Annotated in this window: 26 protein-coding genes; 16 read left to right on the top strand and 10 right to left on the bottom strand. The window is 44.3% G+C overall.

The window, feature by feature from the left end; all coding sequences use genetic code 11:
* The first annotated feature begins 81 nt into the window (after window positions 1–81).
* Entirely contained in the window at window positions 82–486 is a 405-nt protein-coding gene (locus R7F07_RS20365) for a DUF2061 domain-containing protein (RefSeq protein WP_005381078.1), read from the top strand.
* Window positions 487–601: 115 nt separating this feature from the next.
* Window positions 602–1,507 (top strand): bifunctional helix-turn-helix transcriptional regulator/GNAT family N-acetyltransferase, encoded by a 906-nt coding sequence (locus R7F07_RS20370; protein ID WP_080996155.1) that lies wholly within the window; start codon window positions 602–604, stop codon window positions 1,505–1,507.
* 16 nt (window positions 1,508–1,523) lie between these two features.
* On the opposite strand, the gene R7F07_RS20375 is transcribed toward R7F07_RS20370, so the two are convergent.
* Both R7F07_RS20375 and rraB read right to left on the bottom strand, forming a co-directional pair.
* Window positions 1,524–2,324, bottom strand: a complete 801-nt coding sequence (locus tag R7F07_RS20375; protein ID WP_050941213.1) for a glycosyl hydrolase 2 galactose-binding domain-containing protein — start codon at window positions 2,322–2,324, stop codon at window positions 1,524–1,526.
* A 154-nt stretch (window positions 2,325–2,478) separates the two neighbouring features.
* Complete coding sequence (gene rraB, locus R7F07_RS20380) at window positions 2,479–2,892, bottom strand: ribonuclease E inhibitor RraB (RefSeq protein ID WP_005381081.1); 414 nt, start codon at window positions 2,890–2,892, stop codon at window positions 2,479–2,481.
* 583 nt (window positions 2,893–3,475) lie between these two features.
* Between rraB and arcA the strand changes: the two genes are divergently transcribed.
* From arcA to R7F07_RS20410, 6 genes are all read left to right on the top strand, one after another.
* Window positions 3,476–4,696: an arginine deiminase gene (gene arcA / locus R7F07_RS20385; RefSeq protein ID WP_005381082.1), complete on the top strand. Its 1,221-nt coding sequence runs from the start codon at window positions 3,476–3,478 to the stop codon at window positions 4,694–4,696.
* A gap of 156 nt (window positions 4,697–4,852) precedes the next feature.
* The gene (locus R7F07_RS20390) at window positions 4,853–5,857 is read left to right on the top strand and encodes an ornithine carbamoyltransferase (protein ID WP_005381083.1); all 1,005 of its coding nucleotides are present in this window, start codon (window positions 4,853–4,855) and stop codon (window positions 5,855–5,857) included.
* Window positions 5,858–5,955: 98 nt separating this feature from the next.
* Window positions 5,956–6,051 (top strand): hypothetical protein, encoded by a 96-nt coding sequence (locus R7F07_RS20395; protein ID WP_005381084.1) that lies wholly within the window; start codon window positions 5,956–5,958, stop codon window positions 6,049–6,051.
* 86 nt (window positions 6,052–6,137) lie between these two features.
* On the top strand, window positions 6,138–7,067 hold the full coding sequence (gene pyrB, locus R7F07_RS20400; RefSeq protein ID WP_005381085.1) for an aspartate carbamoyltransferase: 930 nt from the start codon (window positions 6,138–6,140) through the stop codon (window positions 7,065–7,067).
* A 15-nt stretch (window positions 7,068–7,082) separates the two neighbouring features.
* Window positions 7,083–7,544 (top strand): aspartate carbamoyltransferase regulatory subunit, encoded by a 462-nt coding sequence (gene pyrI / locus R7F07_RS20405; protein ID WP_005381086.1) that lies wholly within the window; start codon window positions 7,083–7,085, stop codon window positions 7,542–7,544.
* Between the two features lie 130 nt (window positions 7,545–7,674).
* Entirely contained in the window at window positions 7,675–8,064 is a 390-nt protein-coding gene (locus R7F07_RS20410) for a RidA family protein (RefSeq protein ID WP_005381087.1), read from the top strand.
* 85 nt (window positions 8,065–8,149) lie between these two features.
* Here R7F07_RS20410 and R7F07_RS20415 read toward each other — a convergent pair whose 3' ends face one another.
* The 8 genes from R7F07_RS20415 to mlaF form a co-directional block, all read right to left on the bottom strand.
* Window positions 8,150–8,875 carry a 1-acylglycerol-3-phosphate O-acyltransferase gene (locus R7F07_RS20415; protein ID WP_171343292.1) on the bottom strand — a complete coding sequence of 242 codons (726 nt, stop codon included), beginning with the start codon at window positions 8,873–8,875 and terminating at the stop codon, window positions 8,150–8,152.
* A gap of 155 nt (window positions 8,876–9,030) precedes the next feature.
* Complete coding sequence (murA, locus tag R7F07_RS20420; RefSeq protein ID WP_005388419.1) at window positions 9,031–10,287, bottom strand: UDP-N-acetylglucosamine 1-carboxyvinyltransferase; 1,257 nt, start codon at window positions 10,285–10,287, stop codon at window positions 9,031–9,033.
* Between the two features lie 9 nt (window positions 10,288–10,296).
* Window positions 10,297–10,551: a BolA family iron metabolism protein IbaG gene (gene ibaG / locus R7F07_RS20425; protein WP_005381092.1), complete on the bottom strand. Its 255-nt coding sequence runs from the start codon at window positions 10,549–10,551 to the stop codon at window positions 10,297–10,299.
* 3 nt (window positions 10,552–10,554) lie between these two features.
* Window positions 10,555–10,875: a lipid asymmetry maintenance protein MlaB gene (locus R7F07_RS20430; RefSeq protein WP_005381093.1), complete on the bottom strand. Its 321-nt coding sequence runs from the start codon at window positions 10,873–10,875 to the stop codon at window positions 10,555–10,557.
* The gene (mlaC, locus tag R7F07_RS20435; RefSeq protein WP_005381098.1) at window positions 10,875–11,513 is read right to left on the bottom strand and encodes a phospholipid-binding protein MlaC; all 639 of its coding nucleotides are present in this window, start codon (window positions 11,511–11,513) and stop codon (window positions 10,875–10,877) included. Before mlaC ends, R7F07_RS20430 begins: the two co-directional genes overlap by 1 nt.
* A 2-nt stretch (window positions 11,514–11,515) precedes the next feature.
* Window positions 11,516–12,004 (bottom strand): outer membrane lipid asymmetry maintenance protein MlaD, encoded by a 489-nt coding sequence (gene mlaD, locus R7F07_RS20440; protein ID WP_005381099.1) that lies wholly within the window; start codon window positions 12,002–12,004, stop codon window positions 11,516–11,518.
* 2 nt (window positions 12,005–12,006) lie between these two features.
* Window positions 12,007–12,798: a lipid asymmetry maintenance ABC transporter permease subunit MlaE gene (mlaE, locus tag R7F07_RS20445; protein ID WP_005381100.1), complete on the bottom strand. Its 792-nt coding sequence runs from the start codon at window positions 12,796–12,798 to the stop codon at window positions 12,007–12,009.
* Window positions 12,788–13,591: a phospholipid ABC transporter ATP-binding protein MlaF gene (mlaF, locus tag R7F07_RS20450; RefSeq protein WP_005388422.1), complete on the bottom strand. Its 804-nt coding sequence runs from the start codon at window positions 13,589–13,591 to the stop codon at window positions 12,788–12,790. The genes mlaE and mlaF overlap by 11 nt, the downstream gene beginning before the upstream one ends.
* A 374-nt stretch (window positions 13,592–13,965) precedes the next feature.
* Here mlaF and R7F07_RS20455 point away from each other — a divergent pair, with 374 nt between their 5' ends.
* The 8 genes from R7F07_RS20455 to ptsN all read left to right on the top strand — a co-directional run bounded on the left by R7F07_RS20455 (window position 13,966) and on the right by ptsN (window position 20,065).
* Complete coding sequence (locus R7F07_RS20455; protein WP_005381102.1) at window positions 13,966–14,931, top strand: calcium/sodium antiporter; 966 nt, start codon at window positions 13,966–13,968, stop codon at window positions 14,929–14,931.
* Between the two features lie 29 nt (window positions 14,932–14,960).
* Entirely contained in the window at window positions 14,961–15,932 is a 972-nt protein-coding gene (gene kdsD, locus R7F07_RS20460; protein WP_005381104.1) for an arabinose-5-phosphate isomerase KdsD, read from the top strand.
* Between the two features lie 86 nt (window positions 15,933–16,018).
* Window positions 16,019–16,582, top strand: coding sequence for an LPS export ABC transporter periplasmic protein LptC (gene lptC / locus R7F07_RS20465; protein ID WP_005381106.1), 564 nt, complete (start codon window positions 16,019–16,021; stop codon window positions 16,580–16,582).
* Window positions 16,563–17,057: a lipopolysaccharide transport periplasmic protein LptA gene (gene lptA, locus R7F07_RS20470; RefSeq protein WP_005381109.1), complete on the top strand. Its 495-nt coding sequence runs from the start codon at window positions 16,563–16,565 to the stop codon at window positions 17,055–17,057. Before lptC ends, lptA begins: the two co-directional genes overlap by 20 nt.
* 1 nt (window position 17,058) lies before the next feature.
* Entirely contained in the window at window positions 17,059–17,784 is a 726-nt protein-coding gene (lptB, locus tag R7F07_RS20475) for an LPS export ABC transporter ATP-binding protein (RefSeq protein WP_005381111.1), read from the top strand.
* Window positions 17,785–17,834: 50 nt separating this feature from the next.
* Window positions 17,835–19,304, top strand: coding sequence for an RNA polymerase factor sigma-54 (locus R7F07_RS20480; protein WP_005381112.1), 1,470 nt, complete (start codon window positions 17,835–17,837; stop codon window positions 19,302–19,304).
* A 24-nt stretch (window positions 19,305–19,328) separates the two neighbouring features.
* Window positions 19,329–19,616 carry a ribosome hibernation promoting factor gene (gene hpf, locus R7F07_RS20485; protein WP_005381114.1) on the top strand — a complete coding sequence of 96 codons (288 nt, stop codon included), beginning with the start codon at window positions 19,329–19,331 and terminating at the stop codon, window positions 19,614–19,616.
* A 2-nt stretch (window positions 19,617–19,618) separates the two neighbouring features.
* The gene (ptsN, locus tag R7F07_RS20490) at window positions 19,619–20,065 is read left to right on the top strand and encodes a PTS IIA-like nitrogen regulatory protein PtsN (RefSeq protein ID WP_005381116.1); all 447 of its coding nucleotides are present in this window, start codon (window positions 19,619–19,621) and stop codon (window positions 20,063–20,065) included.
* Window positions 20,066–20,078 lie beyond the last annotated feature (13 nt).

The following is a 20,078-nucleotide window of genomic DNA, read 5'->3' on the forward strand; positions in this document are numbered from 1 at the left end:
CAATACTCATTACCCATTAGCATTAATGAGAATTATTATCGATAATAAACTCATCGAAACAAACACGATTGAGTAATTATCATGAAAAAGACACTAACTTTCGCAGCACTGCATTTTACTATCGCATTTAGTGTCGCTTACGTACTCACAGGCGACATTCTAATTGGTAGTTTAATTGCCATGATTGAGCCTTCAGTGAACACCGTAGCCTTCTACTTTCATGAAAAGGCATGGGCAAAAGTCCCAGCACTTAAAGCTCGTCAGTGGATGACCAAATTAAAAACCGCAAGCTTTGCGACCGTGCACTTCAGCGTCGCTTTTACCGTGGTTTACTTACTAACAGGTGATGCATTCGTCGGCGGCGTAATGGCGATGCTAGAGCCGAGTTTGAACACGGTGGCTTACTACTTCCACGAGAAAGTATGGATGCGTAAATCATCAGAAAAAGCTCCAGCACCGCAGTTTTGTTTACATCACCACGCTTAAACATGGAGGCTCACTACGTCTCCTAACGAGAAAAATGACATTTACCATTGACAAGGTTGCGCACCGCAATTAATTTAATTGCGGTGCGCAACTTTATTTTTAGAGGTAAGTGATAATGAACGCTCGTCAACTTCGACACTACTCCCGTCAAGCCGTCCGATTGCTTGGTATGCTTGATAAACAATGCGGCGATGTCGCTCTCACTCCAGTGCAAGCACACGCATTGGGTGAAATCCAATTGCAGCCATTGACCATCAATCAGCTGGCACAGCAGCTTAATGTCGACAAGTCCAACGCGAGCCGAACCGTTACTGGTTTGATTAAATTAGGTTTGGTCGAGAGCATCGAAAACCCAAAAGACAAACGTAGTCAACTCGTAGCGATTACAGAGCAAGGCCAACAGGCGTTATCACAACTGGACCAACAGCAAAACCACTTCTTTGAACAACTGCTTACCCAACTCGATGACAGCGAGCAAGAGCAACTCAAACTTGGTCTAGAGACTTACCTAAAAGGGCTAACAAAAGTGTGTCAGTCTGAGGAATACGTTCTTCGACCTCTTACTAAAGCAGACAACCCGCAAGTCGCAGATGTGATTCGTAAAGTCTCTGCAGAATACGGCTTAACCGCAGACAAAGGTTATGGTGTGGCCGATCCAACGCTTGATGATATGTATTCGGTTTACAATCAATGCGGGGCCGCCTATTGGGTCATTGAACATCGCGGAGAGATCATTGGTGGCGGTGGCTTTGCCCCTTTAGCGGGCGAGCCAAATGTGTGTGAACTACAAAAGATGTACTTCTTACCTCAAACACGAGGGCACGGTTTAGCCAAACGCATCGTCGCATTGAGCTTACAACTGGCGAAACAGTTTGGGTATCAGCAGTGCTATTTAGAAACGACAGAATGTCTAAGAGAAGCGGTAGGCTTGTATGAAAAGCTAGGCTTTGAGCATCTCGATGCCCCGCTAGGACAAACGGGGCATGATGCATGTGAAGTCGTGATGCTTAAAACGTTATAGCGCTTTATCCCCAAACTTAAAGTACAAGGTGGGTAACACAGAGCTCTTGGCTAAGTGCCACTTTAAATGCTTGGCGTTGCCCATCTAATTCCACCACGAGTTCGTAGAGATCTTTTGGATCGGGATCATTAAGATCGGCATACTTTGGTGCTTCGATCTGGAATAAAGCACTCGCATGATCCGCTCGGACATCGATAGGAATATGGTAAGTCATGCCATTAAACTTAACCGATGCCGATACTAAGCCCGGCGCAAAAGTTTGATAGTACAAGTCGACTTTAAACTCACAACCACCACCGTGGTGCCAAATCTGCTCGGTTGCTACACGGTCTAAACGCACATTGCGAATAAACTGCAGATACGGTTCTTGCCATACCCCTAAGCGCTCGTCACTCTTTTGGTATTCATGATCCGCAAGTGAGCACAACTCAGGTTTATCCTCATCCAACAGAAGATCTTCTTCTTCCTCAAGGAACAGGATCTCAAAACGGTTACGCCCCATCTGCATGAACGGACGAATGTCTTTCTTGTACACGCTTTGTGAGCCGTCACAGTCAAACAATGCTACCCCGTTCAAACGCACTTCTGCATGGTAATCCACACCACCCAACACCATTTCTACCGCAGGGAATGCCATCATGGATTCGTCCACTTCAATGTCGTGCATCAGGTGCCACTCTTGCTGACGAATCGCTTCTTCAGTCAGTTCAGCAGGCAATACCTGACTCAAAGGAGCAGGGAAAGTAATGTCATCCTGTGGGATAGAAAGGTCCGTCAGTGGAGAGACTTGCCATAAACCGGCGAGTGAGAGTTGCATATACACCTTGAGCTAGATCAATTTTCACGCATTATAGGGAGAAATCCCCTATAAACTCAATGTGAATTATTTATCGCCTCCACATTCGTCAGTTTTTCAAGGTATAAAAAAACCAGCGTTAAACGCTGGTTTTTCCAAAAGTAGTGAGCTTTGATTACTCGTCGTCTTCATCTTCTTCAGGGTAAAGCGCATCTTCGCCTTCGTAGTACGTACCCCAACCGTCATAGATGATGTCGTATTTTTCTGCCAAGTGAATCAATTTTTCAACTTGCGCATCAATCGCTTCTGCGTCTAGTGCGGACTCCATAGTCGCATCACAGCAAAGCAACTTGTTACCATCTTCATCTTCAGTTTCTTCTGCTTCAAGAACTTCAAAGCCCATCTTGAATGCTTCAACTACCGCTTTTTCTAGCGTGTCAAAATCTTCGGCAAACAGGTGGTGCTCAATTTCGTATAGCGAATCTGGATCGCTGCCATCTTCTAGCAATGCTGCAATGATATCGCGAGTCTCTTCCTTTTGAATCTCAATTAATTCTTCTACTGATAGATATTCATCTTCGTGAGACATGTTTTGGCTCCAGATTAGTTACTTGATGGAAACACAATACCCGATACTGAGTATGCTGATCCGGTGAAATATGGCATGGATTGCGATGAAAAGCCACAAACAAACATCATACCACTGCGATTCTTATCGGTTATTTGAATCTAAATATTAAACCGCCCACACAAAGAAACAAAAAATTAACAAAGAATGGCATTTTTTAATATTCAGAACATCCTAATTGACACTTAATGTTGTTATTTTCTCTTTCTATGCGTGTTTATGATGCTTTCTTGAATACACTCACGTGTAAAACGAAGAAGCATAACGAATAAATTCACTTTAATAATGCATGATTTAGAATAAAAATGCACGTTTTATGCACTGTGCGTGTATTCTTTCTCAACGGGAAAATTAGAATAAAAACGCACGCACTCTAATTTTAGCAAAATAGCATTTATATCTAATAATAAATTTAATAAGAACAAAAATAAAAACAAAAAACTCACAAAGTCAAAAATATCAGAATATAAACAAAGCTTGATAACTTGCATCTTTCTAGGAAGCTTGTCATAACTAATGGCTGGAAAATTTGTAAGGATACAAAATGAGCAAGCTGTACGTTGGATCAGAAGTTGGTCAACTTCGACGAGTTCTATTAAATCGCCCTGAACGCGCCCTAACCCACTTAACTCCGTCAAACTGTCATGAGTTGCTATTTGATGACGTTCTTGCTGTAGAAGCGGCAGGTGAAGAGCACGATGCATTCGCACGTACGCTGCGCGAGCAAGACGTTGAAGTGCTTCTCCTCCACGATTTACTGGTCGAAACCCTCGCCGTTCCAGAAGCAAAACAATGGCTGCTGAACACTCAGATTTCTGACTTTCGTTACGGGCCAACCTTTGCGCGAGACCTACGCCAATACTTTTCAGAAATGGATGATGAACACCTTGCCTGCATCTTTTTAGGTGGCTTAGCTTACTCAGAGCTACCGATCTCCTCATCTTCTATGCTGCCAAAAATGAAGCGTCCTCTCGACTTTGTTATTGAGCCACTGCCTAATCACCTCTTTACTCGTGATACCTCATGCTGGGTTTATGGCGGCGTTTCTCTTAACCCGATGATGATGCCTGCACGCCAACGTGAAACAAACCACTTACGTGCGATTTATCGTTGGCACCCAATTTTTGCTGGCCAAGATTTTATCAAATACTTCGGTGACGATGATCTGCATTATGATAATGCGAATGTCGAAGGCGGTGATGTGTTGGTTATTGGTAAAGGTGCAGTTCTTATCGGTATGTCTGAGCGTACGACTGCACAAGGTGTAGAGAACCTTGCAGCAAGCCTATTTAAAGCAGGCCAAGCGACCGAAGTGATTGCAATTGATCTGCCTAAACACCGCTCATGTATGCATTTAGACACCGTGATGACCCATATGGATGTAGATACTTTCTCTGTCTACCCTGAGATCATGCGCAAAGATCTCGACACATGGCGCTTAACACCAAAAGGCAACGGTGAAATGCATGTTGAAGCCTCACATAACTATCTGCACGCGATTGAGTCCGCTCTTGGCTTAGATCAGCTGAAAATCATCACCACTGGTGGCGACAGCTATGAAGCGGAACGCGAACAATGGAATGACGCCAATAACGTTCTAACTGTAAAACCGGGCGTAGTAATTGGTTACGAACGTAACGTATACACCAACGAAAAATACGATAAAGCTGGCATCAAAGTACTGACAGTACCTGGTAACGAGCTTGGTCGTGGTCGCGGTGGCGCTCGCTGTATGAGCTGTCCAATAGAACGAGACGATATATAACTTACTCGTCCCTTTACATTAGGTGAATCAAAACTAAGGTTGATGTGAATACATCAACCTTTTTTAGCTTTAATTAAAAATAATTATTCACAATAAAAGCATTTATATGTTTTAATGAATTCTATTAATCTAATCACATGTACTAAGGGACGAGCTATGGCTTTCAATTTACGTAACCGCAACTTTTTGAAGCTATTGGACTTCTCAACCAAAGAAATCCAGTTTTTGCTCGAACTGTCTACAGAGCTGAAAAAAGCTAAATATGCAGGAACAGAGCAGAAGACACTTCAAGGTAAAAACATCGCACTAATCTTTGAGAAATCTTCGACTCGTACCCGATGTGCGTTTGAAGTCGCTGCCTTTGACCAAGGTGCTCAAGTCTCTTACATCGGCCCTTCTGGCTCGCAGATCGGTCATAAGGAATCGATGAAAGACACCGCTCGTGTTCTTGGTCGTATGTACGACGGGATTGAATACCGAGGCTTTGGCCAATCCATTGTTGAAGAGCTTGGTACTTATGCTGGTGTTCCAGTGTGGAATGGTTTAACGGATGAGTTCCACCCAACCCAGATCCTTGCTGACTTCCTGACCATGCAAGAGCACGGCCGTGGTAAACAGCTACATGAAATAACCTTCGCTTACCTAGGTGATGCACGCAACAACATGGGTAACTCACTTATGGTGGGCGCAGCGAAAATGGGCATGGATATTCGCCTTGTCGCGCCAAAAGCGTTCTGGCCTGAAGAAGAGCTCGTGGCAACTTGTCAAACTATCGCGCAACAAACCGGAGCAAAAATCACGTTAACAGAAAGCGTTGAGGAAGGTGTGAAAGGTTGTGACTTCCTATACACCGACGTTTGGGTGTCTATGGGTGAGTCTGCCGAGGCATGGGATGAACGTGTAGCATTAATGACACCTTATCAAATCAATATTGACGTGATTAAGCAAACGGGTAATCCACATGTGAAATTCATGCACTGCCTTCCAGCTTTCCACAATGATGAAACCACCGTCGGCAAAGAAGTCGCTGAAAAATACGGCATGAAAGGCCTTGAAGTAACAGAAGAGGTATTTGAATCAGAATACTCCATCGTATTCGACGAAGCTGAAAACCGTATGCACACCATCAAAGCCGTGATGGTTGCGACGCTAGGAAGCTAACCAGCGCGCAAAAACAGCCGCTAAAAACCATGATGTAATCGCTTGCGCTCACGAAAGTTAAGCGTATAATGCTCGGCAATTTGTCTGAGGATTAAGAAATGACCACGCTGATTGCTGACGTAAAAACGCGATTTGCTCTCGCTAAGCGACTACGCTTACGTGGTGTTATTTTCGTTAATTCTATTGAATTTTAAAACCTCCCCATTGGGGAGGTTTTTTTATGTCCAAAATTCCTTTCGGTTATTTGGATGTAGTCATCAATGTTATAGGGAAGAAGATCATGGCGAACTCGCTTTACCAGAAGCACATCATCTCTATTCCAGAGCTTTCACGCGAAGAACTGGAACTTATCGTAGAAACAGCAGGTAGCCTTAAAAAAGCACCTCGACCAGAACTGATTAAAAACAAAGTCGTTGCAAGTTGTTTCTTTGAACCATCAACACGTACACGTTTATCGTTTGAAACAGCGATTCAGCGCATTGGTGGTGACGTGATTGGCTTTGATAATGATGGTAATACCTCTCTGGCGAAAAAAGGCGAAACACTCGCAGATTCAGTACAAGTCATCTCTTCTTACGTCGATGCCTTTGTGATGCGTCATCCACAAGAAGGCGCCGCTCGCTTGGCATCTGAATTTTCAAATGGCGTGCCAGTGATCAACGCGGGCGACGGTGCAAACCAACACCCAACTCAAACGCTACTCGACCTATACACCATCGCGGAAACACAAGGGCGTCTAGACAACCTGAACGTCGCATTCGTAGGTGACCTAAAATATGGCCGCACAGTGCACTCACTGACTCAAGCCTTAGCAAAGTTTAACAACATCCGCTTCTTCTTTGTTGCACCAGATGCGCTGGCAATGCCAGATTACATCTGCGAAGAACTAGACGAAGCTGGCATTCAATATAGCCTACACACAGACATGGAAAGTGTGATTCCTGAACTGGATATTCTGTACATGACTCGCGTACAGAAAGAACGCTTTGACGAATCGGAATACGCACATATTAAGTCGGCTTACATCCTAACGGCGGCACTACTAGAAGGCGCGCGTGAGAACTTGAAAGTACTGCACCCACTACCACGTGTGGATGAAATCACAACTGATGTTGATAAAACGCCTCATGCTTACTTCTTCCAGCAAGCTCAAAATGGCGTGTATGCTCGCCAAGCACTGCTGGCGCTTGTTCTAAACGAAACACTGTAATCGAGGGGAAAAATCATGGCTAAAGAGACTCAATTGCAGGTAGAAGCAATCAAAAATGGTACGGTCATCGACCACATCCCTGCGCAAATCGGCATCAAAGTATTAAGACTGTTCGATATGCACAATTCATCACAACGCGTAACGATTGGACTGAACTTGCCATCATCAGCACTCGGTCATAAAGATCTACTCAAAATCGAAAATGTGTTTATCAATGAAGAGCAAGCGAGCAAGCTAGCGTTGTATGCTCCTCACGCGACCGTGAATCAAATCGAGAATTATGAAGTGGTGAAAAAGCTCGCGTTAGAGCTTCCTGAGCGTATCAATGATGTATTTGAATGCCCGAATTCAAACTGTATTTCTCATAATGAACCAGTAGAAAGCAGCTTTAGCGTGTTCGAGAAGAAACAAGAAATCCGCCTAAAGTGTAAATACTGCGAGAAAGTGTTCTCACGCGAGATCGTAACCGAGCGATAAACACGCCGCACGACTAGGCTGTGATACGTTTAAAATACCCTGCAATGTCAGGGTATTTTGCTCTTTACCTACCGAGGGTTTAGAGGCAAACTGAGAATCTTTATTCCCTACAACTGATGGAAAAAATCAAATGACGAAAGTACTTCACACTGAGTCTGCACCAGCAGCAATCGGTCCTTACGTTCAAGGCGTAGATCTAGGTAACATGGTTCTTACTTCAGGCCAAATCCCAGTAAACCCAGCGACAGGTGAAGTGTCTGCTGATATCGCAGAACAAGCTCGTCAGTCTCTAGAAAACGTAAAGGCTGTAGTTGAATCTTCAGGTCTTAAAGTATCTGATATTGTAAAGCTAACGGTTTTTGTTAAAGACCTAAATGACTTTGGCACAGTGAACGAAGTTTACGGCAAGTTCTTTGATGAGCACGGCGTAGCAAACTACCCTGCACGCTCTTGTGTAGAAGTGGCTCGCCTACCAAAAGATGTTGGCATCGAGATTGAAGCAATCGCTGTTCGCAAATAATTGCACTTGCTGACAAACATAAAAAAACGGGTAGCTCAGGCTACCCGCTTTTTATTGTCTTTTCGTGATGATATCGCAGTAAAACTTAAGCAGCGTTGCGCTGTTTGACTTCTTCATCTAACGATTCAAGCTTCTCTTTCATCTGTTCACGACAGGTATTCGCTAACTCGCGAATGCCCTCTTTACCATAGCCTTCAGTGCTGATTGGAGGTAGCATTTCAACAATCACATGACCATTGTTCCAACGGTTCAGCTTAATTTTATTCGTCGAGCTACATACGATAGGAATGATTGGCACACCTGCACCAATTGCCGCATGAAAAGCACCTGTTTTGAATGGAAGCAAACCACGCCCACGAGAACGCGTGCCTTCTGGGAACATCCACACCGAAACATCACTTTCTTTCATGCTGCTCACGACCTGATCGATAGTACCTTTTGCTTTAGAACGATTCGCTCGGTCAATCAGAATGTTACCCGTAAGCCAGTAAAGCTGACCAAACAGTGGCATCCAAGCCAAGCTCTTTTTACCTACTGTCACAACTTTCGGAGTCACAGCCGCAGAAACAGTAAACATGTCCCAGTTGTTCTGGTGGTTAGCAATGTAAACATGTTGGCCGCGTGAATACGCATCTTCAGGGATACGCAACTCTAACTTAATCCCAAACACACGAGACATCTTGGCAAACAAACGGCCAAAAGTGAAAACGTGCTTAGGGTTTCTAGGGCTTAATAGGCAGTAACCACAACCACCAATAAACATAACAATCGCAAAGATAGCGACAGCAAATACACGTAACAGTGCAATCATTCTTGTTCTCCAGGAACCGGCTTTTGCCAGATACAGCTATTAATATCTCTCTTTCCATAAAGGGAAAATATGGTCATGAGAGTGATATAAAAAAGCCGAAACTCAGGTTTCGGCTCTCTTGATATCCAAGTTACCTGCGGTGCAGTTTAACTTGCCTAGCTCACTCGCTCAATATTTGCGCCAAGTGCAGCCAGTTTATTTTCGATTTTGTCGTAACCACGGTCGATATGGTAAATACGATCAACGACGGTTTCGCCTTTAGCAATGCAACCTGCAATAACCAAACTAGCCGAAGCTCGTAGATCGGTTGCCATCACTTGCGCACCGCTGAGTGACTCAACATCACCACAGATAACCGTATTGCCTTCGATCTCAGCTTTAGCGCCCATACGCATGAGTTCTGGTACGTGCATAAAGCGGTTTTCAAAGATAGTCTCAGTGATTACGCCGCCACCTTTCGCCATCATGTTCAGTAGCGTAAATTGAGCTTGCATATCCGTCGGGAAACCAGGATGTGGCGCAGTACGTACACTTACCGCTTTTAGCTCGCGGTCGGTCATATCAACGGAGATCCAATCTTCACCCGTTTCGACAAGCGCGCCAGCTTCTTCCAGCTTGGCGAGAACCGCTTCAAGCAAATGAGCATTAGTGTTGCGACATACCACTTTACCGCCAGATACTGCTGCTGCGACAAGGAATGTTCCCGTCTCAATACGGTCAGCAACCACGTTGTGTTTACAACCGCCTAAGCGCTCAACACCTTCAATCGTAATGGTATCTGTGCCAGCGCCAGAGATTTTTGCGCCAAGCTTATTTAGGAAATCAGCGGTATCGACGATTTCAGGCTCACGCGCAGCGTTATCTAGTGTTGTTGTGCCTTCCGCCAGCGCTGCGGCACACATGATGGTGATCGTCGCGCCTACGCTGACTTTATCCATCACGATGTGCGCGCCTTTTAGACGACCATCCACTTCTGCTTTCACATAACCATCTTCTAATGTAATGGTTGCGCCAAGCTGCTCTAAACCAGAAATATGCAGATCCACAGGACGGGCACCGATGGCACAACCGCCTGGTAAAGAAACCTGACCTTGACCAAAGCGCGCCACCAAAGGACCTAAAGCCCAAATAGAAGCACGCATGGTTTTCACTAAATCATAAGGCGCGCAGTATTCTGTAATACTGCTTGGATCAACATGAACAGAGCCATTGCGGCTTACTTTCGCGCCTAAACGCTTAAGCAATTCCATGGTTGTGTCGATATCACGAAGGTGTGGTACGTTTGCCACTTCTACTGGCTCTTCCGCCAAGATAGACGCAAATAAAATCGGCAGTGCTGCGTTTTTTGCGCCTGAAATGGTCACTTCACCAACTAGTGGTTTATCTGACCCAATAACTCGAAACTTTTCCATCAATAAACCTTAAAGCGACATCAATTTCTTATCACGAGCCCACTCTTCTGGTGTGAACGCTTTGATTGATAATGCGTGAATGTCGTTACGCTGGATGTATTCCATCAGAGGAGCATAAATTAGCTGCTGCTTCTTAACGCGGCTCATTCCATCGAAACAAGCATCAACAGCAACCACTTCATAGTGGCTACCTTCACCTTTCACATGCACTTCTTGAAGGTTTAGTGCTTCTTCTAATAACTGTTGTACTTTTGCGCTATCCACAATTTACCCCTGATAATTCTGTATGTGTTTGGCCACTAAAGATTCAACATTGCTCAGTTGAAACAAAGTGCGCAGTTGCGCCGGCACGAAACTGAGCATTATATGACAGTTTTGCTTTTTTGCATGCTCTAATAAGTGGATTAACATCACCATTCCTGCAGAGTCGACGCGCTCTATCTCTTTTAGCGAGCATTCCAGCTCCGATTGAGCAGGTTGCCATTGCTGTGCATACGCCCACAATGAAGGCACTGTATCTCTATCAAGTGCCCCTGTTAGCTTAAGAATGTTTTGATCCAATTGCCACTGAGCGGGAGTCTGGGCCATTATTTCTTCGCCTCGAAGCGGATCGGTTCTGCGGCCAATTTTTCTAGGTCTTTAGCAACAGATAGAATACCTTCTTGACGAATTTTACTGTTCCATTCAGATTGTTTACTAGAAAGCAAACTAATGCCCTCTGCAATCATATCGAATGCTTCCCACTCACCAGACTGGTTGTCTTTACGCAGTTTAAACTCAAGTTTGATGTTTGGACGCGGAGTATCGATGATATCAACTTTAATGCTTGTAATACGCTTAGAGTCATCAATGCTAGGCTCAGGACCAAACTCAATTTTTTGGTCAGAGTATTGCGTCAACACTTGTGCATAAGACGCAATCAGGTACGCACGAAATGCATCGATAAACTCAAGTACATCTTCACGCTTAGCACCTTTTAAGTTTGGACCAAGAAGTTTTAACCCTGCATAGCGGTAGTTGACGTAAGGCATTAGCTCTTCTTCAACGATCACTTTAAGTAAATTTGGATCTTGTTTGATTTTCGGCTGTTCGGCTTTCAATCTTTCGAACGTGACTTCAGCTACCTGCTTCATCATCTTATAAGGTTCAGTTTTATCCACCTCTGCTGCTGTTGCTCCAAAAACGCTAAACACAGCACAAACTGAAAGTAGTAATCTCGCTAACATAGTTATTCCTTACTTGAGTCGTCTGAACCACCTACGCTGTATAGTACTTGACCAATTAAGTCTTCAAGCACAAGCGCCGATTTGGTGTCTTCGATGGTATCACCATCCACCAGCATGACTTCATCATCAAAAACGAAGCCAGGTACTAAACCAATGTATTGCTCACCAATCAGGCCAGATGTCAAAATTTGTACGCTCGACGTTTCTGGGAACTGATTGTATTTGCTATTGATAGATAGTGTTACAACTGGCAATAAGTTGTCTGGGTTAAGCGAAATACTACTTACTCGACCAATCACAACGCCCCCCACTTTTACGGGAGAACGAACTTTTAAACTGCCAATATTATCGAACTCGGCTTTGAGGGTATAAGTATCACCAGAGCCAATGCTTTTTACGTCAGCAACTTGAAAAATCATCACAAGAATCGCGCAAATTCCCGCTAATACAAAGCTGCCAACCCATAATTCAGTTTTACGTGTTTGTTGCATGATTAATTCCCAAACATCAATGCGGTCAGTACAAAGTCTAATCCTAGTACTGCTAAAGAAGAATGCACAACAGTGCGCGTAGTTGCTCGGCTGATCCCTTCCGATGTTGGAATAGCATCATAACCGTTAAATAGAGCGACCCAAGTAACCGTAATTGCAAACGCAAAACATTTGATCATACTGTTACCAATGTCTTGTCCTAGCTCAACAGAGGACTGCATCGCTGACCAAAAACTACCGTGATCAACGCCTTTCCAGTCAACACCAACAAGCTGAGCGCCCCAAATTCCCACAGCCATGAAAATCATAGCCAGTAAAGGCATTGAGATAACCCCAGCCCAAAACCGTGGTGCAATCACTCGTTTCAATGGGTCTACCGCCATCATTTCAAGGCTAGACAGTTGTTCCGTTGCTTTCATTAGACCTATCTCTGCGGTTAACGCAGAACCGGCACGACCAGCAAACAAAAGTGCAGTAACAACGGGTCCTAATTCACGGAGTAACGAAAGCGCTACCATTTGCCCCAAACTGCCTTCTGCGCCGTAATCCACCAACACAACATAGCCTTGTAGACTCAAAACCATTCCAATGAACAGACCAGATACGACGATGATCGCCAGCGACTGAACACCAACAGAATAAAGTTGCTTAACAAGCAGAGGAAAGCTTCTGATCGGTTGTGGCTTAGAAAATAGCGCCCCAATCAACATGAAAGTCGCACGACCAAATGCTCCGCAAATAGAAAGCGTGCGTCGACCCAGCGAGGCGACAAAGTGAATGAAGTTATCGACCATCAAATAAGTCCTTTTCGATACTTTGAGAAGGGAAACGAAACGGTACAGGACCGTCGGCATCACCTTGTAAGAACTGCTGGACACGAGGATCAGAGTTTTGAGTCAGCTCTTCTGGCGTACCATAGGCGATGATTTTTCCATCGGCCATCAGGTATACCCAGTCAGCAATACTCATGACTTCAGGTACGTCGTGAGAAACCACAATAGAGGTCAAACCTAACGCTTGGTTTAGATTGCTAATTAGCTCAACCAAAACGCCCATAGTGATTGGGTCTTGCCCCACAAACGGCTCATCGTACATGATCAGGTCAGGATCAAGTGCGATTGCACGAGCCAAAGCAGCGCGTCTTGCCATACCACCTGAAAGCTCACTCGGCATTAATTGCGCCGCGCCGCGTAGACCGACAGCTTCGAGCTTGAGTAACACCATGGTGCGAATCAAATCTTCCGATAAATCGGTATGCTCTCTCAATGGAAAGGCGACATTATCAAAAACATTCAAATCAGTGAATAAAGCCCCTGACTGGAACAACATGCTCATTTTCTTTCGAGCATGGTAGAGTTTTTTACGCGAGAGAGAGGGAATATTGTCGCCATCAAACCAGATCTCTCCTTGCTCGGGATACAACTGACCACCAATCAAACGCAGCAGTGTTGTTTTACCAATTCCCGATGGTCCCATAATGGCCGTCACTTTGCCCTCAGGAACATGCAGATCAATATCATCAAAGATCATGCGTTCTCCCCGTGAAAAAGTGAGGTTGTTCACGGTGACTAAATCGTTGTTCGACATATCATCTCTTCTACTGTAGGAGCGTTGCAACTCACGGAATCATCAAGCAGATACTAATCGGAGTTGAATTCTACGTTTAATAAAGTAACGTCGGTACATTTATTAGGCTGCAATCATAAGCACATTGGCGTTGAATTTAAAGCACTGTTCAATTAAATAAAGTCGACTATATCCCTGCAATTTCTCATGGTTTATGACCTAATTAGCACGAAGTGTTTAAATCCTAGACCAGAATTGCTCATTTAAATGAGTGAGATTTACATACATTTTCGTTACTAACCTTTAATTTATTCTTCGTTTATCTTCCATTTTAGGCCGCAAAAGGTCAAAATTAGCGGTTATTCATTTTACTTATTTAATACTTAGGAATTCTCATGCTCGAAGCCGTTGCGTTGCTTATAGTCGGTCTTGTTTTGCTTGTTTGGAGTGCAGATAAACTTGTTTTTGGCTCTGCAGCGATAGCCCGCAACGTCGGTATTTCCCCGCTTGTCATCGGCATGACAATCCTTGCGATGGGCTCATCCGCCCCTGAGATGATGGTATCTGCAACCGCTGCTTGGGATGGCAAAACAGATACAGCGGTGGGTAACGTATTAGGCTCCAACATAGCGAACATTGCGTTAATCCTAGGTATTACAGCGCTGATCAAGCCTTTGTCGATTAGCTCCGCCGTCATCCGCCGAGAACTTCCACTCATGATAGCCGTAACCGTACTCGCTGGTATTCTGCTTTGGAATAGCCATCTCGGTTTTTATGAGGGTGTCTTATTGTTTGTACTCTTTGGGGCATTTTTATTTGCTATGTTGCAAATCAGCCGCAAAGAGCAAAAATCAGGTGATGTTTTTCTTGATGACCAAGAGTCAGAGATCCCAGAAGGCGTCAGTAACCCTAAAGCAATCATGTGGGTGGTTATTGGCTTGATACTGCTTCCTTTGGCAGCCAGCATGCTGGTTGATAACGCGGTAATTATTGCTAAACACTTTGGTATGAGCGACCTTGTTATCGGTCTAACTATTATCGCCATTGGCACTAGCCTGCCTGAACTGGCCGCATCACTTGCGGGAGTTTTAAAGGGTGAAGACGACATGGCTGTCGGTAACATTATCGGTTCGAATGTGTTTAACATTCTGGCGGTAATGGGGATTCCTGGCATCATTAATCCATCGGTGCTCAGTGAGTACGCGATGGGACGTGACTTCTGGGTCATGTTAGGCGTTTCATTGTTACTTGTCGCGATGTGTTTGGGTAAATCACGCAGTATTAACCGTATTGAAGGTGCCATCTTGTTTGTGTGCTTCTTAGGTTACCAAGTGTACTTATTCGCAAACATGACCGCTTAATTACCACGATCAATAAGTAGAGATCTGATATGTCCAATCAATTTGATTTTCGCGCTGCTGCTAAACAAGTTCTTGATATCGAAGTTGCTGCTCTGCAAGAGCTAGATACCTACTTTGATGATCAATTTGAAAAAGCGTGTGAACTTATCCTTTCCAACAACGGCAAAGTTGTCGTTATGGGTATTGGCAAGTCAGGCCATATTGGTAACAAGATTGCCGCCACTCTGGCAAGCACTGGGACTTCGGCGTTTTTCGTTCATCCAGGCGAAGCCGCACATGGTGACTTGGGTATGATTAGCCCTGGTGACATTGTGCTGGCAATTTCTAACTCTGGTGAATCAAACGAAATTCTGTCTCTATTTCCAGTATTAAAGCGCCTGAATATTAAGATCATCAGCATGACAGGTAAGCCAGAATCAAATATGGCCAAGCTGTCTGACTTACACCTGCAAATTACGGTACCTCAAGAAGCTTGTCCGTTAGGCCTGGCGCCAACTAGCAGTACGACTGCCACATTAGTGATGGGAGATGCATTAGCCGTAGCTCTGCTTCAAGCTCGTGGTTTTTCTGCCGAAGATTTTGCCCTATCTCACCCAGGTGGTGCACTGGGGAGAAAACTGCTACTTAAGTTGTCTGATATTATGCACTTTGGAGAAGCGTTACCTAAAGTTTCTCCTGACGCATTAATTCGCGATGCCCTGCTTGAAATTTCAGAAAAGGGGTTAGGCATGACAGCCATCGTCGATGAGCACGATGCTATGCTTGGTATATTCACCGATGGTGATTTACGTCGTACCTTAGACAAGCGTATCGATATTCATACGACGGCAATTGGCGAGGTCATGACGACAAACCCAACCACAGCACACCCTGATATGCTGGCGGTTGAAGGTTTGAACTTGATGCAGAATAAAAACATTAACGCTCTGATTTTATGTAAAGACGAAAAAATTGTGGGTGCACTGAACATGCACGATTTACTAAAAGCTGGCGTGATGTAATATCAGCACAAACATTTAAATCATTTATTAGACGAATAAAGGCAATGGTCAGGGAAGTACTGAGCTAAACGATAGGCCTTCATTATATGAGTTTTACTCGCCTTATTTATTTGCTCTTGATCTTCGTTGTAGCGTGGTGCGGTTATTACCTACTAACCCCTAAAGGCAACGACGCAATTCAAGTAGCACCAGATTCTGAACTGCCTATGTTCAGTGGTTCTGGATTAGAAAACATCACCTACGGTGAAGATGGTGTCCGCAGTTACATCATTCGCTCCACTAACTTAGACCATTATGCTAAGAGTGGAGATACTATTTTTAATAACCCGACTTTGATGGTTTACCGTGAAGGTAGCGTCATTGAATGGAAGGTGACTGCCACAAGAGCAGTGCTAGATGAAGACCAAGTTTTGACTTTATATGACAAAGTCTTAATGCAAAATCTTCTGCCTGGTGCGAGTTTTGATACCATGGCAACAGACAAATTGGTCATTAATCTAACCAATCGTGATTTTAAAGCTGACCAACAAGTGATGTTGGTTGGACCACAATTTGAAACTACTGGAGGCGCAATGCAAGGCAACTTAAAACAGCATACTGCGACTCTGACAGATGAAGTTCAAGGTCGATATGAAACCGTTACACCTTAGCCTACTGGCACTGGTATTGGCGGCGCCTCAAGCGCTGGCACTCAAGTCGGATACTCAACAGCCGGTTTACATAAACTCTGACACCCAACAGGTGGATATGAAGAGTAACCAGGTTGTTTTTGAAGGCGATGTATCTCTTAAGCAAGGGAGCATCAATATCGATGCTGATAGAATCGTGGTAACTCGCGATCCTAAAACCGAAGCAATTAAACAGATTCAAGCATTTGGTAAACCTGCGAAGTTTTCTCAGCTGATGGACGATGGTAAAACACTTAGTGGTCAAGCTACGGAGTTGGATTACCGTATTTCTACAGACGAACTGACCATGAAAGGTCAAGCGCAGCTGGCGCAAGACAACAACACCATCAAAGGTTCTTCGATTCGTTACCAAATTGGTAAACAAAAGCTAGTCGCAGATAGCTCTAAGGAAGAGCGCGTTACGACCATTTTGCAACCCAATCAGATAGAGAACTAATATGGCAGTACTGAGTGCGAAAAACTTGGCGAAAAGCTACAAAAAACGCAAAGTCGTCACTGATGTTAGCTTAGAAGTTGAATCTGGTCAGATTGTTGGGCTGCTCGGTCCAAACGGTGCGGGTAAAACCACCTCGTTTTACATGATTGTCGGCTTAGTACCTCGCGATGAAGGCACCATTACCATTGACGACAATGACATCAGTATTTTGCCGATGCATAGCCGTTCACGACTTGGCATTGGCTATCTTCCGCAAGAAGCGTCGATTTTCCGTAAGCTTTCAGTAGAAGATAACATCATGGCCGTACTTGAAACTCGTCAAGAAATGACGAGGGAAGAGCGCCAAGATAAACTGGAAGATTTGTTGGAAGAATTCCACATCCAGCACATCAGAACCAGTGCTGGTATGGCACTATCAGGGGGTGAGCGACGCAGGGTGGAAATCGCTCGAGCTTTAGCGGCCAACCCTCAGTTCATTTTATTGGATGAACCTTTCGCTGGTGTTGACCCAATTTCGGTTAATGACATCAAGAAAATCATTGAGCATCTGCGCGATCGTGGTCTCGGAGTGTTAATCACTGACCATAATGTACGTGAAACACTGGACGTATGTGAAAAAGCCTATATCGTGAGCCAAGGGCACCTAATTGCATCGGGAACTCCGGCAGAAGTTCTCAATAATGAACAGGTGAAACAAGTTTATCTCGGCGAACAATTCCGTCTATGATTATATTAGGAACGGTAAGATTCTGAGCATTACAAGGTAAGTAACACTGAATGAAACCTTCATTACAACTCAAGCTAGGTCAGCAGTTAGCCATGACGCCACAGTTGCAGCAAGCGATTCGCTTATTGCAATTGTCGACACTCGATCTTCAACAAGAAATCCAAGAAGCGTTGGACTCAAACCCATTATTGGAAGTTGAAGAAGGCCAAGACGAGCCTCTAGCAAACGGTGAAGATAAGTCAGCGGTCGAGGCTGCTGATAGCAACAGTGCTAGCGAACCAACAGAAATTGACGTTCCAGATAGCTCCGATGTGATAGAGAAATCAGAAATTAGCTCTGAACTTGAAATCGACACGACTTGGGATGACGTCTACAGCGCGAATACTGGTAGCACTGGCTTAGCTCTTGATGATGATATGCCCGTCTACCAAGGCGAAACCACTGAATCATTACATGATTACCTCATGTGGCAGCTTGACCTAACACCATTCAGTGAAACCGACCGCACGATTGCATTAGCGATTATTGACGCTGTTGACGACTACGGCTATTTAACTTTGTCGCCTGAAGAGATTCATGAGAGCTTCGATAATGAAGAGATAGAGTTAGACGAAGTAGAAGCCGTTCGTAAACGCATTCAACAATTCGATCCTCTTGGCGTTGCATCGCGTAACTTACAAGAATGTTTGTTACTGCAATTGACGACCTTCCCAGAAGACACGCCATGGCTTGCTGAAGCCAAAATGATACTTGCGGATCATATTGATCACCTAGGCAACCGTGACTACAAGCTCGTCATCAAAGAGACTAAGCTGAAAGAAGCCGATCTGCGTGAAGTCTTAAAGCTTATCCAACAGTTAGATCCTCGTCCAGGTAGTCGCATCACTCCTGATGATACCGAGTACGTAATTCCAGACGTATCCGTTTTTAAAGACAATGGCAAATGGACCGTTTCTATAAACCCGGATAGCGTGCCAAAATTAAAAGTAAATCAACAATATGCTCAATTAGGCAAAGGTAATAGCGCGGATAGCCAGTACATCCGCAGCAATTTGCAAGAGGCAAAATGGTTAATTAAGAGCTTAGAGAGTAGAAACGAGACGCTACTCAAAGTTGCAAGATGTATTGTTGAACATCAACAAGATTTCTTCGAGTATGGTGAGGAAGCCATGAAGCCAATGGTACTCAATGATGTCGCTTTGGCTGTGGACATGCATGAATCCACGATTTCTCGTGTAACAACGCAAAAATTTATGCATACACCACGTGGTATTTTTGAATTGAAGTACTTCTTCTCTAGCCATGTTAGTACTGACAACGGCGGAGAATGTTCGTCAACAGCAATTCGTGCACTCATTAAAAAACTGGTCGCAGCAGAGAATACTGCCAAACCACTGAGTGATAGCAAGATTGCTGCTCTTCTGGCTGACCAAGGGATTCAGGTCGCAAGACGTACGATAGCCAAATATCGCGAATCCTTGGGAATTGCCCCTTCAAGTCAGCGTAAACGCCTATTATAAGGCACTAACTGAAAAGGAAAGTCTATGCAAATCAATATTCAAGGCCATCACGTTGATCTTACCGATTCAATGCAAGACTATGTAAATTCTAAGTTTCAGAAGCTCGAAAGGTTCTTCGACCATATCAATCAAGTGCATGTTGTACTAAAAGTTGAAAAAATTACTCAAATCGCGGAAGCTACGCTTCACATAAATCAAGGCGAAATCCACGCATCAGCCGATGACGAAAATATGTATGCCGCGATCGATTCGCTGGTAGATAAATTGGTTCGCCAACTTAATAAGCACAAAGAAAAACTAAACAGTCATTAATCATGCAACTGAGCGAAATACTGTCATTGGACTGCACCAAAAGTGCGGTCCACTGCACGAGTAAAAAACGCGCCCTTGAAATGATCAGCCGTATCGTGGCTGATCAAACGGGCCAAGATTCTACCGAGCTGTTCGAATGCATGCTCAATAGAGAAAAAATGGGCAGTACCGGTATCGGAAACGGTATTGCGATCCCTCACGCGAGAATGCAATCAAGCGACAAGGCCATTGCTGTCTTACTACAATGTGATGAAGCAATCGAATTTGATGCGATTGACAATCGACCTGTCGATCTTCTTTTTGCGCTCCTTGTACCAGAAGAACAGTGCAAAGAGCACCTCAAGACTCTATCCTCTATGGCAGAACGTCTGAGCGATAAGCAAGTATTAAAACTACTGCGTAATGCTCAGAGTGATGAAGAACTTTACGACATCATGATTCACCAATAAGCAGGACTAACTC

The sequence above is a fragment of the Vibrio sp. YT-16 genome, from assembly GCF_033337405.1.
GTDB classification, from domain to species: domain Bacteria; phylum Pseudomonadota; class Gammaproteobacteria; order Enterobacterales; family Vibrionaceae; genus Vibrio; species Vibrio alginolyticus.

Bases quoted from the DNA above. Each gene is read 5' to 3' on its own strand.
- R7F07_RS20365 (WP_005381078.1), top strand. From the start codon at position 82: ATGAAAAAGACACTAACTTTCGCAGCACTGCATTTTACTATCGCATTT.
- R7F07_RS20370 (WP_080996155.1), top strand. From the start codon at position 602: ATGAACGCTCGTCAACTTCGACACTACTCCCGTCAAGCCGTCCGATTG.
- R7F07_RS20375 (WP_050941213.1), bottom strand. From the start codon at position 2,324: ATGCAACTCTCACTCGCCGGTTTATGGCAAGTCTCTCCACTGACGGAC.
- rraB (WP_005381081.1), bottom strand. From the start codon at position 2,892: ATGTCTCACGAAGATGAATATCTATCAGTAGAAGAATTAATTGAGATT.
- arcA (WP_005381082.1), top strand. From the start codon at position 3,476: ATGAGCAAGCTGTACGTTGGATCAGAAGTTGGTCAACTTCGACGAGTT.
- R7F07_RS20390 (WP_005381083.1), top strand. From the start codon at position 4,853: ATGGCTTTCAATTTACGTAACCGCAACTTTTTGAAGCTATTGGACTTC.
- R7F07_RS20395 (WP_005381084.1), top strand. From the start codon at position 5,956: ATGACCACGCTGATTGCTGACGTAAAAACGCGATTTGCTCTCGCTAAG.
- pyrB (WP_005381085.1), top strand. From the start codon at position 6,138: ATGGCGAACTCGCTTTACCAGAAGCACATCATCTCTATTCCAGAGCTT.
- pyrI (WP_005381086.1), top strand. From the start codon at position 7,083: ATGGCTAAAGAGACTCAATTGCAGGTAGAAGCAATCAAAAATGGTACG.
- R7F07_RS20410 (WP_005381087.1), top strand. From the start codon at position 7,675: ATGACGAAAGTACTTCACACTGAGTCTGCACCAGCAGCAATCGGTCCT.
- R7F07_RS20415 (WP_171343292.1), bottom strand. From the start codon at position 8,875: ATGATTGCACTGTTACGTGTATTTGCTGTCGCTATCTTTGCGATTGTT.
- murA (WP_005388419.1), bottom strand. From the start codon at position 10,287: ATGGAAAAGTTTCGAGTTATTGGGTCAGATAAACCACTAGTTGGTGAA.
- R7F07_RS20430 (WP_005381093.1), bottom strand. From the start codon at position 10,875: ATGGCCCAGACTCCCGCTCAGTGGCAATTGGATCAAAACATTCTTAAG.
- mlaC (WP_005381098.1), bottom strand. From the start codon at position 11,513: ATGTTAGCGAGATTACTACTTTCAGTTTGTGCTGTGTTTAGCGTTTTT.
- mlaD (WP_005381099.1), bottom strand. From the start codon at position 12,004: ATGCAACAAACACGTAAAACTGAATTATGGGTTGGCAGCTTTGTATTA.
- mlaE (WP_005381100.1), bottom strand. From the start codon at position 12,798: ATGGTCGATAACTTCATTCACTTTGTCGCCTCGCTGGGTCGACGCACG.
- mlaF (WP_005388422.1), bottom strand. From the start codon at position 13,591: ATGTCGAACAACGATTTAGTCACCGTGAACAACCTCACTTTTTCACGG.
- R7F07_RS20455 (WP_005381102.1), top strand. From the start codon at position 13,966: ATGCTCGAAGCCGTTGCGTTGCTTATAGTCGGTCTTGTTTTGCTTGTT.
- kdsD (WP_005381104.1), top strand. From the start codon at position 14,961: ATGTCCAATCAATTTGATTTTCGCGCTGCTGCTAAACAAGTTCTTGAT.
- lptC (WP_005381106.1), top strand. From the start codon at position 16,019: ATGAGTTTTACTCGCCTTATTTATTTGCTCTTGATCTTCGTTGTAGCG.
- lptA (WP_005381109.1), top strand. From the start codon at position 16,563: ATGAAACCGTTACACCTTAGCCTACTGGCACTGGTATTGGCGGCGCCT.
- lptB (WP_005381111.1), top strand. From the start codon at position 17,059: ATGGCAGTACTGAGTGCGAAAAACTTGGCGAAAAGCTACAAAAAACGC.
- R7F07_RS20480 (WP_005381112.1), top strand. From the start codon at position 17,835: ATGAAACCTTCATTACAACTCAAGCTAGGTCAGCAGTTAGCCATGACG.
- hpf (WP_005381114.1), top strand. From the start codon at position 19,329: ATGCAAATCAATATTCAAGGCCATCACGTTGATCTTACCGATTCAATG.
- ptsN (WP_005381116.1), top strand. From the start codon at position 19,619: ATGCAACTGAGCGAAATACTGTCATTGGACTGCACCAAAAGTGCGGTC.